Genomic DNA, 14,360 nt, shown 5'->3' on the forward strand with positions numbered 1-14,360 from the left:
GCGCGCCGATCAGAAGGTGCGCTTCACCGTCAGCGCCCAAGTCCGCGGGAGACCCGGGTTGGCCGTGATCGCGCCGAGCGAGCTCTTCACGTTCTCGACCGTGTTGTAATAGTACTTGTTGAACACGTTCTGCACTTCAGCCGAAACCTGCCAGTCCTTGTCCGGGCTGGTGTAGGTCACCTTGGCGTTGCCGAGGAAGCGACCATCGACCTGCGAGTCGAGGCTGTTGAAGGCCTCGGTGTAGATCGACGACTGGTAGGTGCCGTCGAAGCGGAAGCTCAGCATGCCGGCCTTCATGGCATAATCATACTGCGCGCCGAAGCTCCAGTTCCACTTGGGCGTAAAGGGCGTGACGTTGTCGAGCGGGATACCCGTCGTGCCGGTGTCCTTGTACTTGAAGTGGAGATAGCTCAGCGAACCATCGAGCGTGAAGCCCGCGACCGGACGGATCGTCGTTTCCGCCTCGAGGCCCCAGACTTCGGCCTTGCCGACGTTGGCCGGCATCAGGCACGGCGAGAAGCCGTGGCAGCGCGTCAGCGTCAGGATGATGTTGTTGTACTTGTTGAAGAACGCCGAGGCGTTGAAACGCAGCTTCCGATCGAACAGGTCGGTCTTCACGCCCGCTTCATAGGTCTGCAACGTTTCCGGCTGGAACGAAGTGATCTGGTTGCAAGGCGCGCCGAACGGCAGCACGTTGCAATCACCCGCCGAGGGACCGAAGAACGGACGCGGGTTCACGCCGCCGCCCTTGTAGCCGGTCGCCACCGAGGCATAGACGAAGACTTCCGGGCTGAAGCGGTAGTCGGTTTCTACGCGCCAGTCGGTGCGCTGCCCCTTGAACTGGCCGGTCACGTTGTAGAGGCCAATCAGCAGGCAGTTGGGCGAGTTGCCGACACCGGTCGGACCCGCAGTGGGCGCGCCGAGGAAGAACTCGCACGGCAGCGGCCCGGGCACCGTACCGTCCGGGTTCGAACGGAAGTAGGTGTAGTCCTTCTTGTCCCAGGTGTGGCGAATCCCGCCCGTCACGCCCCACGCGTCGGTCACGTGGAAGGTGCCGTTGAAGAACAGCGCCTTCGAGGTCGAGGGCGTGCTGTCCGGACCGTGGATGAAGTCGATGCCGGCGTAGTTCAGATCGACGCGCGCGTTGTAGGTACCATTCTGGTCGAAATAGAACCCGCCCAGCGTGTACTCGATGCGCTTGTCCATGAAGCTGCCGTTGAGGCGCAGTTCCTGGCTCCAGGCGCGGTGGCGCAGGATGTTGTCGAGCTGCGCGACCGGCACGGGCGAGCCGTCCTGGTCGAAGCCGAAGCTCATCTTGTAGCGGCGGAACGAGGAAATCCAAACCGCGCTGAGGTTGTCAGCAAGCTTGGCCGTCACGTTGCCGGTCACGCCCCAGCCGTCGTAGTTCTGGCCGTTGGTAGCGGCGTAGGGCTTGAACGGCGCCTGCGTGGTCGGCGTACGCGCGTCGAGGAAGTTGGCGTAGTTGATGAAGCGCGGATCATAGCCGGCCGGCGGGGTATCGCCGCTCTGCTGGAAGCGCGTGCTGTAGGGAACGAAGGCGTTGCTCAGCGGCACCGCAGCGCCGTTCTTGCCCTTGAGCCACGGGATGCCCTCGGGCGTCGTGGCCGGGCTGCCGCCATAGAGCAGCACCTGCGCGCCCGAGTCATTGCGCTCGCGCGTGTAGTCGGCGGCCACGTTCACTTCGATGTCCGGGCTCGCTTCCCAGCGCAGCGCAAGGCGCCCGGCTGCAAACGAACGGCCACCCAGCGTACCATGCTCGATGCCGTCGCCCTTGGCGTTGTTGGCAGGCACGTTCGAATTGGGGTGCGACAGACCATAGTCGATCAGCTTGACATAGCCGTCGGTGTTCTTGGTCGCGCCCGAAAGCCGCGCGAACAGGTGGTCGGTGATCTTGAAGTCCGCCACGCCGCGCACGTCGATGCGGTTGTAGCGGCCATAAGTCGCCTGGAGATAGCCGCCGCCTTCACCGGTGGGCTTCTTGCTGAACAGCTTGATCGCGCCGCCGATCGAGTTCTTGCCCGCCAGCGTGCCCTGCGGACCGCGAAGCACTTCGACGCGCTCCAGATCCATCAGGTCAAGCAGCGAGCTCGACAGCGTCGGGATGTAGACGTCATCGACATAGATGCCGACGCCCGGCTCGAGCGCATAGTTGAAATCAGTCTGGCCGATGCCGCGGATGAACGCGATCAGGCCGATACCGCCGCTCTGCGGCTGTGCGCGCAAGGTCACGTTCGGCGCTTGCGCGGCGATCTGCGAAATGTCGGTCTGGCCGCGCGCTTCAAGGATCGCGGAGTTCACCGCCGTGATTGCCAGCGGCGTATCCTGCAGCTTCTGCGCGCGGAACTGCGCGGTCACGACGATTTCCTGCGAGGCGGCGCTGCCCGCGGCCGCATCGGCCGCCTGCGGCGCGCTGGCTTGCTGCGCAAAGGCAGGCACGGAAATAATCGCAGCTGTCATGCCGGCAAGGCGCGCAATGCGCCGCGCGGCCATAAACTTGGCCATAGTCACCCTCCCTATGTTCGACGAGCTTCCGGCCCGTTCCGGTATGATTCATAACAATTGTGAGATTGCGCGCAACACCCTTGTCATTCCGGGGGATTTCGGCCCCCCAGGTGTTGCCTTAGTGCCACCACCATGCGGTCGCGCGCATCTCGATGCTGACGCGCGGCGGGGCATCGGCAGGGCATCCGGGCAGATCGAACGCGACATGCGGCACATGTGTCGCCCTCGCCAGGTCGCTGTCGTGGGTCTTGAACAGGATCGCCTCGTCCGCGTTCAGGTCAAGGAAGGCATGCCAGCGGTGCGCGGGATTGTGCGCCACCACCAGCCCCTCGAACGACCATTCGGGCTTGCCCGGCTCGTCGAACACGGCATCCGCCGCAATCAGGTCCCCTGCGGACAACGACCGCGCATCGCACAGCGCCAGCGGCACGTCCTGCGGCGCAGGCGAAAGCGCGCGCCAGACGTTGTAATGCGCGCAGCGGGCAAAGGGCCGTCCGTCCGCACCCCGCGTCGCGAACTGCGCGGCTGTCGCATCCGAGATATCGATATGCGCAAAGCGAGCCGGCATCGAATTGTTGAGGCTGCCCGCCAGCCCCGAGCGCTCGGAGAAGCGCAGCAGCCCCGGCGCGCCGACGTGGACGAAATCGGCCCCGGTGCGCACCTGCACCAGCTCCTCGATCTCGCGCATGTGGACGCGCGCTACTTCCTCGCGGTCATGGAAATCGCGCACCGCGCTGGTGTGCAAGACAAGCTCGAACCCCTCGCGGTCGATCCCTGTCCCCGCCGCCCGGCCATCCAGCACAGGCATCGGCACCGGCGCGATATCAACCTCGTCACGCTCATGCGCGTTGGCATAGTAGCGCGGGCGGGTGAACCTCCGTCCGGAATAGGCGATCAGGGCTTCCATGGCCTCATCCTTGCAGCTGCGTCTCCAGCTCGCCCAGCACCCGGTAGCAATCGAGCACTTTGCCAACCGACGAATTGGGCTCGCGTCCCTCGCGGATCGCACTGACAAACTCGCGGTCCTGCAGTTCGATCCCGTTCATCGAAACATCGACCTTTGAAACGTCGATCTGCTCTTCCTTGCCGGTGAACAGATCGTCGTAGCGCGCGAGATAGGTTCCCGTGTCGCCGATATAGCGGAAGTAGGTGCCCAGCGGCCCATCGTTGTTGAACGATAGCGAGAGCGTGCAGATGGCACCGCTTTCGCTCTGCAGCTGGATCGACATGTCCATCGCGATGCCAAGCTCGGGATGCATCGGCCCCTGCAGGGCATTGGCCTTCACGATCGGCCCCGCCTGATAGGCAAACAGGTCCACCGTATGCGCCGCGTGGTGCCACAGCAGGTGGTCGGTCCACGACCGCGGCTGCCCCTTGGCGTTGATGTTGCGGCGGCGGAAGAAGTAGGTCTGCACGTCCATCTGCTGGACGTTGAGCTCGCCGGCCTTGATCTTGTTGTGCACGTACTGGTGCGAGGGGTTGAAGCGGCGAGTGTGGCCGACCATGCAGGTGAGGCCCGTCTCCTTCTGCTTCGCCAGCACCGCCTCGCTGTCTGCCCAGCTGTCCGCCAGTGGGATCTCGACCTGCACATGCTTGCCCGCCGCCATGCAGGCAATCGCCTGCGAGGCATGCATCTGCGTCGGCGTGCACAAGATCACCGCATCGACGTCGTCACGGGCGAGCGCGTCATCGAGTTCGGTCGAGGAATGCTTCGCGCCATACTTGGCCGCAACCGCAGCGGCCTGTTCGGCGGTGCGGCTGATGATCGAGACGATTTCGACCCCGTCGATCAGCTTCAGACCATCGAGGTGCTTTTCACCAAAAGCGCCGGCACCGGCGAGGGCAATACGCATAACTTGCTCCTGGTTCCCCCCTCCCGCTTGCGGGAGGGGTCGGGGGTGGGCACCCGCGAAAGCGGGTTCTGTCCAAAGGTCGGAGGCGAACGCGAGGCCCACCCCCAGCCCCTCCCGCAAGCGGGAGGGGAGAAGCTCAATCCGCTGGTTCCAGAACGATATGGCCGATGGCCGTGTTGCTGCACGGGATGTGATAATGCCGGTGCAGGGTCTTCACTTTCTTTCCCAGCGCGCCGCGCATGATCAGCCACATCACCATTTCGATGCCTTCGCTGCCGGTTTCGCGCAGGTACTCGATGTGCGGGATCCAGCGCGCCGCATCGTCATCGCTCTCCAGCATGTCGAGGAACTTGTTGTCCCACTCGCGGTTGAGCAGCCCCGCGCGCGGGCCCTGCAACTGGTGGCTCATCCCGCCCGTGCCCCAGATTTGCACGTTGAGATCCTCGGGGAAGCTCGCCACCGCGCGGGCGATCGCCTCGCCCAGCGCCCAGCAGCGGTTGCCCGAAGGCACCGGGTAAGTCACCACGTTCACCGCCAGAGGCACGACCTTGCACGGCCACTTCTCAGGGCTACCGAACATCATCGAAAGCGGCACCGTGAGGCCATGGTCGACGTCCATCTCGTTGATGATCGTCATGTCGAAATCATCGAGGATCAGGCTCTGCGCGATATGCCAGGCCAGATCGGCATGGCCTTCCACATCGGGCACCTTGCGCGGGCCCCAGCCTTCGTCCGCCGGTTTGTAAAGCTCGCCGCAGCCGATCGCGAAGGTCGGCACGATCTTCATGTCGAAGGCGCTCGCGTGGTCGTTGTAGACCAGCACCACCACGTCGGGCTTTTCGGCCTTTTCCCATTCGCGGGTCCAATCGTAACCCGCGAAGATCGGCCCGAAGTAGTCGTCCCCGGTCTTGCCCTGATCCACCGCCACGCCCAGCAAGGGCACGTGGCTGGAGCCGACACCGGCAGTCAAACGCGCCATTTCAGTAGCCCCCCTTAATGGAACGATTGCCGATGGGGGAGCGCCCGCCCTTCAGCATCATGTCCCGGTATTCCGGGAACGTCATGTCGGTCATCGTGCTCACCGCCTCGGCAAAGCTGAGGCCATCGGTCGAGAACAGCTTCGAGAGGAAATAGACGTTGCCGCCCATGTCCAGCAGCGCATTGTAATCGCGCTTCAGCAGCGCCTGCTTCGCTTCCTCGGAAATCGGCCATTCATCCAGATAGGCCCGCTCGTCCGCCTTGAAGCGCTCGCGGTTGTCGCCCTTCATCAGGCTCATCGCGAACTGGTTGATATGATAACCCTTGCGCGCGCGGGCGGCGGTATAGACCCGCGTTCCGGGGATATCCTCAAGCTCGGCCAGATAGGCGTGGATGTCGGCGCTTGGCTTGGCGGCTTCAGTCACTTGCCCATCTCCTTGAGCTTGGCATCAAGGCGCGGATATACGCGCCGGGCATTGCCTTCGAAAATCGCGTGGCGCGCTTCGTCGGCAATCGGCAGCGCATCGACATAGCGCTTGGTGTCATCGAAATAGTGCCCGGTCGTCGGATCGATCCCGCGCACCGCGCCGACCATTTCGCTGCCGAACAGGATGTTCTTGGTCTCGATCACATCGGCCAGCAGGTTGATACCCGGCTGGTGGTAGACGCAGGTATCGAAGAACACGTTGTTCATCAGGTGGCCCGAAAGGTCCGGCTTCTTGAGCATGTCCGCCAGCCCCCGATAGCGCCCCCAATGATAGGGCACCGCGCCGCCGCCATGCGGGATGATGAAGCGCAGCGTCGGGAACTTGCTGAAGAGATCGCCTTCCAGCAGTTGCATGAACGCAATGGTATCCGCCGCGATATAGTACGCGCCCGTCGCGTGCTGCGCCGGATTGCACGATCCCGAAACGTGGATCATCGCCGGCACGTCCAGTTCCACCATCTTTTCGTAGAGCGGGAACCAGTAGGGATCGGTCAGCGGTGGGTGCTTGAAGAAGCCACCGCCCGGATCGGGATTGAGATTGCAGCCGATAAAGCCGAGCTGCGTAACGCAGCGCTCCAGCTCGGCAATCGACGAAGTCAGGTCCGCCTCGGGCGACTGCGGCAGCATGCACACGCCTGCAAACGTCTCGGGAAACAGCCCCACCACCCGCGCGATCAGGTTGTTGCACGCCTGCGCCCACGGCACCGCGACCGACTGATCGCCCACGTGGGGCGCCATCGCGCTCGCCCGCGGCGAAAAGATCGTCATGTCCGCCCCGCGCTCCTTGATCAGGCGCAGCTGGTTCGCCTCGATCGTCGCGCGGATCTCGTCGTCGGAGATATCCGGATAAGGCGGGCACGGCGTCCCCGCCTTGAACGCCGCCTTCTGCGCCTCGCGCCATTCGTCGTGCGCCTTGGGCAGCACGGTATAGTGGCCATGGCAGTCGATGATCATGATATCAGTACTCCGCTCCCACCTCCGTTCGTGTCGAGCGAAGTCGAGACACCAAGCGCGGCGTCTGGTGTCTCGACTTCGCTCGACACGAACGGGGGAGGATGTGAATTGGATTTGGTTCCGGCCATCTCACGCTGCCGACGCACCGTGCCGCTGGTCATCACCGGCTCCACGCCCAGCCCGATCAGCGTCTTGGCGCTCTCTTCCATCTCGGCCGCGCGCCGGAACCCGTGCGTCGCCATGCGCTCCAGATTGTAGGCCGCACGCGCCGTCCAGCTTCCCGCCTTCTCGCTCGCGTCGAGCGAGGCCAGCACTTCGTCCGTCACTCCCGCAGCATCCGCCGCGAGCATCATCTCCGCAGTCAGTGCCTCGATGCCTTTGACCATGACCGAACGGATCATCTTGATCGCCGATGCCCGGCCGACTTCAGCTCCCACCACACGCACCTGCGCAAAACCAGCAGCAAGCAGCGCCTTAGCCGCATCATCCGCCACCGCGCCCGATACCAGCAGCGGCACATTCATGCGCGCGGGGTTCACCGGCGCCAGCACCGCCACATCCACATAGCGCCCACCCGCCGCCTCCACCGCCCGCGCCGCCGCGCGCTTGGTATCGGGCGCCACCGAATTCATGTCGCACCACAAGGCGCCCGGCTTCAGCAGCGCGGCATAGTCCTTCGCCGCGGCCAGCGCCGCATCCGCCGTCACCAGCGAGAGCACCAGGTCCGCATCCGCAAGCGCGCATTCCGCCGTCGCGCAAGCAAGCACACCCGCCGCTTCCATCGCCGCGCGCCGCGCAGGCAGCACGTCATAGGTCGCCGCACCGGCTTCCCAGCCGGCCGCCTCGGCGAAAGTCGATCCGGCCTCACCGAAGCCGATCAGGGCGATGATGCTCTCCATGCGCGCCCTCCTGCGTCCGCCGCGCGAGGCCGACAAATGCAATTCGCGCCAACTCTATAAGATTATGCGAAGCCTTGGGCTGCCACCTCGCGCAGCAGCGTCAGAAACGCCGCCTGTGGCCCCGTCGGCTGCCACCCCTCGCGAAACGTAATCCCGATCCGCCGCCGCACCGGCGCGGGCGTCGGCAGACTTGCGAGCACCCCGGCGTGCAATTCCACCGCCAGCTGCGCCGGACTGAGCAAGGTCAGCGCATCCGATCCCAGCAGCAATTGCCGCACGGTCAGCACCGAACCGCATTCGATCCCCACCTCCGGCGGCTCCACCCCCACCGCGCGCATCATCCCCTCCCAGTACTGCCGCAGCGGCGTCCCCCGCGCCGGTAGCACCCAGGGAAAATCCGCCAGCCGCGCGCCCACCGGATCAGCCGCCGCCAGCAAAGGATGCCCGGCGCGCATCACCAGCTGCGGACTGTCCTCGAACACCGGCTCCTGCAGCAAATCCTCCAGCACGGCGCCTTCGCGCAATGCGCCGAGCATCAGGTCGATCTCGCCATCGCGCAGCGGCCCGGACAATTCCGCATGGCTCCCCTCGACCACCGCAATGCCCACCCCCGGATGGCCGGCATGAAAGCGCAGGATCGTTTCGGGCAACCAACGCGCGCGGCTCAAGGGCATCGCCCCCACCACGATCCGCCCAGCCGCCTTGCCTTGCCACGCGGCGACTTCGGCGAGGCCACTGCGCAGCTCCGCCATGGCAAGGCCAAACCCCCGCGCGCGCCGCTCGCCCTGCGGCGTCAGCGCCGCGCGCCGCCCGCGCCGGTCGACCAGCCGCTGCCCCAGCGCCACCGCCAGATCGGCCACTGCGCGGTGAAGCGACGCCGCCGAAAGCCCTGTCGCTTCCGCCGCCCCCGCGTAAGACCCGGCCCGCGCCAGAGCCAGAAACGCTCGCACTTGCGTCCCCGTCACCCGGGGGCTTCCGATCTGCGCAATCGCCGCCTCCGCGCGCGGCGCCAGCAGCCGCGCAGGCTCGGTTGGCGTCATCCCGCCAGAGCCCCGCTCGAACAGCGAGCAGCCCAGTTCCGCCTCCAGCCGCGCGATCGCCTGCGTCAGCGCCGGCTGCGTCAGGTTCACGCTTCGCGCCGCGCGCGTCACGCTCCCGTGCCGCACTGTCGCGGCAAAGGCGGCATAGTGGCGGATATTGTAGGCCGGTTCGGACATCTGCTTCGCTTAGCATTTCCTTATGCCCCGCGCCAAACATTGCATTGGCCCCGCCCGCGCGCGAAGCCGAAGGAAGCCCACATCATTCTCTCGGGAGCCGGAACATGTCGGGTATCGTCGTCCAGAACATCGAACGTGCCGATCCGGCGGTGATCGACGGCCTCGCCGCCTGCGGCGTCGCCACCGTCCACGAAGCGCAAGGCCGCACCGGCCTTCTCGCCAGCTACATGCGCCCGATCTATCGCGGCGCGCGCGTGGCCGGCAGCGCCCTCACCATCAGTGCCCCACCGGGCGACAACTGGATGGTCCACGTCGCCATCGAGCAACTGCATGCGGGCGACATCCTCCTCCTCGCCCCCACTTCCCCTTGCGAGGACGGCTATTTCGGCGATCTTCTCGCAACCAGCGCACAGGCCCGCGGCTGCCGCGGTCTCGTCATCGACGCCGGCGTGCGCGATGTGCGCGATCTCACCGAAATGAACTTCCCCGTCTGGTCCAAGGCGATTTACGCGCAAGGCACCGTCAAGAACACTCTTGGCAGCGTCAACGTCCCTGTCGTCTGCGCCAATGCTTTCGTGAACCCGGGCGATGTGATCGTGGCCGATGACGACGGCGTCTGCGTCGTCCCCCGCGCCAATGCGGAAGCCGTACTGAAAGCCGCGCAGGCCCGCGAAGCCAACGAAGGCGAAAAGCGCGAGAAGCTCGCCTCCGGCGTCCTCGGCCTCGACATGTACAAGATGCGTGAGCGGCTCGAGAAGGAAGGGCTGAAGTATGTGTAACAGCAGCGGACGAGCCTCCCTCTCCCCGTTCGCGTCGAGCGAAGTCGAGACGCCGCGCGCAACGTGTCTCGACTTCGCTCGACACGAACGGAGGTAGGTATGTCCGGTTTTTCCGCCCCCTGCATGTGGATGCGCGGCGGCACCTCCAAGGGCGGCTACTTCCTCAAGGATGATCTTCCCGCCGACACCGCTACCCGCGATGCCTTCCTCCTCGACATGATGGGCAGCCCCGACCCAGTCCAGATCGACGGCATGGGCGGCGCCGATCCGCTGACCAGCAAGGTCGCAGTCGTCTCGAAATCGACCCGCGAGGGTATCGACGTGGATTACCTGTTCCTGCAGGTCTTCGTTGATCAGGCCATCGTCACCGATGCGCAGAACTGCGGCAACATCCTTGCCGGCATCGGTCCCTTCGCCATCGAACGCGGCCTCGTCGCCGCCACCGGCGATGAAACCCGCGTCGCGATCTATATGGAAAACACCGGTCAAGTCGCCGTCGCCACGGTCTGCACCCCCGGCGGAACGGTGACCTACAAGGGTGATGCGAAAATCGACGGTGTCCCCGGCAGCCACGCCCCCGTCCCGCTCGAATTCCGCGATACCGCGGGCTCATCCTGTGGCGCGCTGCTTCCCACCGGCAATGCGGTCGATGTCATCAACGACGTCCCCGTCACCCTCATAGACAATGGCATGCCCTGCGTAGTCATGAAGGCCGAGGATGTCGGCATCACCGGCTACGAAGACCGCGACTGGCTCGACAACGCGACCGACCTCAAGGCGAAGATCGAAGCCATCCGCCTGATCGTCGGCCCGATGATGAACCTCGGCGACGTAACGGCCAAGTCCGTTCCCAAGATGATGCTCGTCGCCCCGCCCCGTCACGGCGGCGCCGTCACCGTGCGCAGCTTCATCCCCCACCGCGCCCACGCCACCATCGGCGTTCTCGGCGCTGTCAGCGTCGCCACCGCCTGCCTCATCCCCGGCTCCCCCGCCGCCGAAGTCGGCGCGATCCCCGAAGGCAGCCGCAAGCTCCTCTCGGTCGAGCACCCCACCGGCGAAATGAGCTGCGTCCTCGAAACCGACGAAACCGGCGCAGTCCGCACCGCCGCCCTTCTGCGCACCGCGCGCAAGCTGATGGATGGGATCGTCTTTGGCTGAAACCCTGCATCCGCAAACAAACCTCGTCATTGCGAGGAGCGCAGCGACGAAGCAATCCAGAGCGTCACGCACGGCCGCTCTGGATTGCTTCGCTGCGCTCGCAATGACGAATTTTGGGACGAAACCCGGAGTTCGAGAATGACCAACCGCATCACCAGCTGGCACGCAAAACCCTCGAAGCCCCGCTACACCCCGCCCCCCGGCGCGGTCGACGCGCATTGCCACGTGTTCGGCCCGATGGCCGAGTTCCCTTTCAGCGCCAAGGCCAAGTACCTCCCCGAAGACGCCGGGCCGGACATGCTCTTCGCGCTGCGCGATCACCTCGGCTTCAGCCGCAACGTCATCGTGCAGGCCAGCTGCCACGGCACCGACAACGCCGCCACGCTCCACGCCATCGCGCAATCGGGCGGCCTCGCGCGCGGCGTTGCCGTCGTCGATCCGGCGATTTCCGAAGCCGATCTCCATGCCCTCCACGAAGGCGGCATTCGCGGCATCCGCTTCAATTTTCTCAAGCGCCTCGTCGACGATGCCCCCAAGGACAAGTTCCTCGAAGTCGCCAACCGGTTGCCCAGAGGCTGGCACGTGGTGATCTATTTCGAGGCCGATATCCTCGAGGAACTGCGCCCGTTCATGGACGCCATCCCCGTCCCCCTCGTGATCGACCACATGGGCCGCCCCGATGTGCGCCAGGGCCCCGACGGGTCGGACATGCGCGCCTTCCGCGCGCTCCTCGATGCACGCGAAGACATCTGGTTCAAGGCCACCTGCCCTGATCGTCTCGACGCCATAAAGGAAGGCGGCGCAGGCGATCCATGGGATGCCTTCGCCCACGCCGTCGCCCCGCTCGTCGCCGATTACGCGGACCGCTGCCTCTGGGGTACCGACTGGCCGCATCCCAACATGGACACCGAGATCCCTGACGACGGCCACCTCGTCGACATGATTCCCCGCATCGCCCCCACCGAAGAGCTGCAACGCAAGCTCCTCATTGACAACCCGATGAAGCTCTACTGGGCGGACTGATACTCAAGCCAGCGGCGGCTTCCTCGAAAGGATGTCGCCGCTCGCCGCCTCCCAAGCGGCTGCCGCCGAAAGGCAGGCCGCATCGGCATGGACCGGGGCGACGATCTGCAAGCCGATCGGCAGCCCAGCAGGCCCAAACCCCGCCGGGACCGCCACTGCCGGGCAACCTGCCAGCGTCACGAGGCAGGTCGCCGCCTGCCACTCGTGGTAGGTCCGCATCGTGCGCCCTGCGATCTCCTTCGGGTAGACCCAGTCCGCCGGAAACGGAAACAGCTGCGAGGTAGGCATCACCCAGTAGTCATAGCGCTGGAACAGCTTGTGCACCGCGCGGCTCCACCCGCTGCGCACCACAGACCACGCGTTTACATCGAAAGCGGAGAGGCCAAGCCCGCCCTCGACCTCCCAGATCGCCGCCTCCTTCATCAGCGCGCGCTTCGCCGGGTCGCGGTAGTACCCGAGCAAGTTGCCACCCTGCTGCCAGTGCCGCAGCTTCACGAAGGCCTGCCACGCCTGCTCCACCGAGAAATCCGGCACGGCATCCTCGACTACCGCGCCCATATCCTCGAAGCGGCGCAGCGCCTTGCGGCAGGTGTCCAGCACGCCCGGCTCATAAGGCACTGCCCCGCCGAGATCGCCTGCCCAGCCGATACGCTTGCCCTTCATCGCCTCGGGCCGGATGGCGCGGAAGGCCTCCCCGCCGCCCTCCAGCATCATCGGCTTGCGCGCGTCGTACCCCGCCTGCACCGAAAGCAGCAGCGCCAGATCAGCGACCGAGCGCGCCATCGGCCCCGCCACGCCCATCGAGGTCAGCCAGTCGTCCGGCCCGTCTCCGGGCACACGGCCAAGGCTGGGCCGCAGGCCAAACACATTGTTCCACCCTGCCGGATTGCGCAGCGATCCGCCGTAGTCGCTGCCATCGGCCAGCGGCAGCAGATCGAGCGCCAGCGCCACAGCCCCGCCCCCGGTGCTCCCGCCGGCTGACCGCGTCAGGTCCCAGGGATTGCGCGTCACGCCCCAGACCGGATTGAACGTATGGCTGCCAAGGCCGAACTCGGGCGAATTGGTCTTGCCTGCAAAGATCACGCCCGCCTTGCGGAGCCGCTCCACCATCAACCCGTCAGCCTTGGCCACCTGATCGCGGAAGATCGGCGAGCCCAGGGTCCAGGGCAATCCGGCAACCGCCGACAGATCCTTCACCGCATGCGGCAGGCCATGCAGCGCCCCCAGCGGCCCGCCCGCCTTCACCGCAGCATCGGCGGCGGCGGCCTGCTTCAGGAGCCCCTCCCGGTCCTGCAAGCCGATCACCGCATTGACCGCAGGGTTGAGCCGCGCGATCCGGTCGAGATAGGCACCGACCACTTCGGCCGAGGACACCTGCCGCGCCGCAATCATCGCCGCCAGCCGGTGCGCCGGCAGCGTGGTGATCGGCCCCGAAGGCGCGGGCGCGGCGGCCCGTGCCTCGGCCAGAACGGCAGCGGATGCGGCGGCAAGCGCCAAAGCGGATCGCCGGGTCAGGCGCGGGGTTTCGATCATTTTCCCAATGAACAGGCTGCGGCGCCCGATGGCAAGCCTTGGCGCATGCACATTGCGCGCGCGCACGGCGCGGCTACACAAGGGCAAAGCCAATCGGAGAGCCGCCTGATGATCCCCCGCAATCTCCTGCTCTCAGCGCTCGCCGCCCTCGCCGCGCTTGGCCTGCCCGGCAGCGCTGCCGCACAGGCCCCGCAGCACTTCGTCTCCGAAACCCCGACCGCGCGCGTCGATTACTGGCAGCTGCGTGCAGCCGACATCAGCCGCCAGCTCGCCGCACCTGAAAGCCTCGCGCCCATCCGCCTCGTGTTCGTCGGCGATTCCATCACCGACTTCTGGCACCTCGATGCCAACCCCTGGTTCCCCGGCAAGTTCTGCGGCCGCGCCGTGTGGGACGAAACCTTCGGCGGCACCAACCCCGCCTGGCGCGCGATCAATCTCGGCGTCTCGGGCGACCGCATCGAACACGTCCTCCACCGCCTCCTCCCCGCCGCGCAGGGCGGCGAGGGCTGGCTTGACCGCGCCGACCTCCAGCCCGACCGCATCTTCGTGCTGCTCGGCATCAACAATTCGTTCGATGCCGAAAAGCCCATGGCCGAAAGCATCATCCGCGGCGTCACAGCAACAATCGCCCGCATCCGCGAGCGCAAGCCAGCCGCCCAAATCGTGGTGCAATCGCTGCTGCCGACCGACGATCCAGCCAAGAACCGCGATCTCGTCCTCCCCGTCAACGCTGCGCTCAAAGCCATGGCACAGCAGGGCGCGAACCTGCGCTACCTCGATCTCTATTCCGGCTTTGTCGATGATGCGGGCACGCAGCGCCGCGACCTTTTCAACGACAGCCTCCACCCCAGCCAGGCCGGCTACCGCGTCTGGCGCGACCGTGTCGCAGCCTTCCTGCGCGCGGGATAAGGCGCCGCCCTCGCATCCCCGCTTGCCCTCGCCCCCGCCCGCCCGCT

Annotated in this window: 13 protein-coding genes; 4 read left to right on the forward strand and 9 right to left on the reverse strand. The window is 65.9% G+C overall.

The features are described 5' to 3' along the window. Nucleotides 1-9: 9 nt before the first annotated feature. The 8 genes from WCL10_RS07195 to WCL10_RS07230 form a co-directional block, all read right to left on the reverse strand. Nucleotides 10-2,523 (reverse strand): TonB-dependent receptor, encoded by a 2,514-nt coding sequence (locus tag WCL10_RS07195; protein WP_336894962.1) that lies wholly within the window; start codon nucleotides 2,521-2,523, stop codon nucleotides 10-12. A 118-nt stretch (nucleotides 2,524-2,641) separates the two neighbouring features. Further along, nucleotides 2,642-3,430, reverse strand: a complete 789-nt coding sequence (locus WCL10_RS07200) for a CmcJ/NvfI family oxidoreductase (RefSeq protein WP_336894963.1) — start codon at nucleotides 3,428-3,430, stop codon at nucleotides 2,642-2,644. Nucleotides 3,431-3,434: 4 nt separating this feature from the next. After that, nucleotides 3,435-4,376 (reverse strand): Gfo/Idh/MocA family oxidoreductase, encoded by a 942-nt coding sequence (locus WCL10_RS07205; protein WP_336894964.1) that lies wholly within the window; start codon nucleotides 4,374-4,376, stop codon nucleotides 3,435-3,437. Nucleotides 4,377-4,512: 136 nt separating this feature from the next. Beyond that, nucleotides 4,513-5,355 carry a class III extradiol dioxygenase subunit beta gene (locus tag WCL10_RS07210; protein ID WP_336894965.1) on the reverse strand — a complete coding sequence of 281 codons (843 nt, stop codon included), beginning with the start codon at nucleotides 5,353-5,355 and terminating at the stop codon, nucleotides 4,513-4,515. Nucleotide 5,356: 1 nt separating this feature from the next. After that, nucleotides 5,357-5,779 (reverse strand): protocatechuate 4,5-dioxygenase subunit alpha, encoded by a 423-nt coding sequence (gene ligA / locus WCL10_RS07215; RefSeq protein ID WP_336894966.1) that lies wholly within the window; start codon nucleotides 5,777-5,779, stop codon nucleotides 5,357-5,359. Beyond that, on the reverse strand, nucleotides 5,776-6,795 hold the full coding sequence (locus WCL10_RS07220; protein WP_336894967.1) for an amidohydrolase family protein: 1,020 nt from the start codon (nucleotides 6,793-6,795) through the stop codon (nucleotides 5,776-5,778). Before WCL10_RS07220 ends, ligA begins: the two co-directional genes overlap by 4 nt. Beyond that, on the reverse strand, nucleotides 6,792-7,694 hold the full coding sequence (locus tag WCL10_RS07225) for a DUF1932 domain-containing protein (RefSeq protein WP_336894968.1): 903 nt from the start codon (nucleotides 7,692-7,694) through the stop codon (nucleotides 6,792-6,794). The genes WCL10_RS07220 and WCL10_RS07225 overlap by 4 nt, the downstream gene beginning before the upstream one ends. Before the next feature lie 62 nt (nucleotides 7,695-7,756). Continuing rightward, nucleotides 7,757-8,911, reverse strand: a complete 1,155-nt coding sequence (locus WCL10_RS07230) for a LysR family transcriptional regulator (protein WP_336894969.1) — start codon at nucleotides 8,909-8,911, stop codon at nucleotides 7,757-7,759. 104 nt (nucleotides 8,912-9,015) lie between these two features. Here WCL10_RS07230 and ligK point away from each other — a divergent pair, with 104 nt between their 5' ends. From ligK to WCL10_RS07245, 3 genes are all read left to right on the forward strand, one after another. After that, nucleotides 9,016-9,690 (forward strand): 4-carboxy-4-hydroxy-2-oxoadipate aldolase/oxaloacetate decarboxylase, encoded by a 675-nt coding sequence (ligK, locus tag WCL10_RS07235; protein ID WP_336894970.1) that lies wholly within the window; start codon nucleotides 9,016-9,018, stop codon nucleotides 9,688-9,690. A gap of 99 nt (nucleotides 9,691-9,789) precedes the next feature. Next, on the forward strand, nucleotides 9,790-10,848 hold the full coding sequence (locus WCL10_RS07240; RefSeq protein WP_336894971.1) for a 4-oxalomesaconate tautomerase: 1,059 nt from the start codon (nucleotides 9,790-9,792) through the stop codon (nucleotides 10,846-10,848). A 138-nt stretch (nucleotides 10,849-10,986) separates the two neighbouring features. Further along, nucleotides 10,987-11,871, forward strand: coding sequence for an amidohydrolase family protein (locus WCL10_RS07245; protein WP_336894972.1), 885 nt, complete (start codon nucleotides 10,987-10,989; stop codon nucleotides 11,869-11,871). A 3-nt stretch (nucleotides 11,872-11,874) separates the two neighbouring features. Here the strand turns inward: WCL10_RS07245 and WCL10_RS07250 are convergent, their stop codons facing one another. Further along, on the reverse strand, nucleotides 11,875-13,404 hold the full coding sequence (locus tag WCL10_RS07250) for an amidase (protein ID WP_336894973.1): 1,530 nt from the start codon (nucleotides 13,402-13,404) through the stop codon (nucleotides 11,875-11,877). Between the two features lie 108 nt (nucleotides 13,405-13,512). Here WCL10_RS07250 and WCL10_RS07255 point away from each other — a divergent pair, with 108 nt between their 5' ends. Further along, entirely contained in the window at nucleotides 13,513-14,313 is an 801-nt protein-coding gene (locus tag WCL10_RS07255; RefSeq protein ID WP_336894974.1) for a GDSL-type esterase/lipase family protein, read from the forward strand. The last annotated feature ends 47 nt before the right edge of the window (nucleotides 14,314-14,360 follow it).

This window comes from Novosphingobium sp. (genome assembly GCF_037133355.1).
GTDB lineage: Bacteria > Pseudomonadota > Alphaproteobacteria > Sphingomonadales > Sphingomonadaceae > Novosphingobium.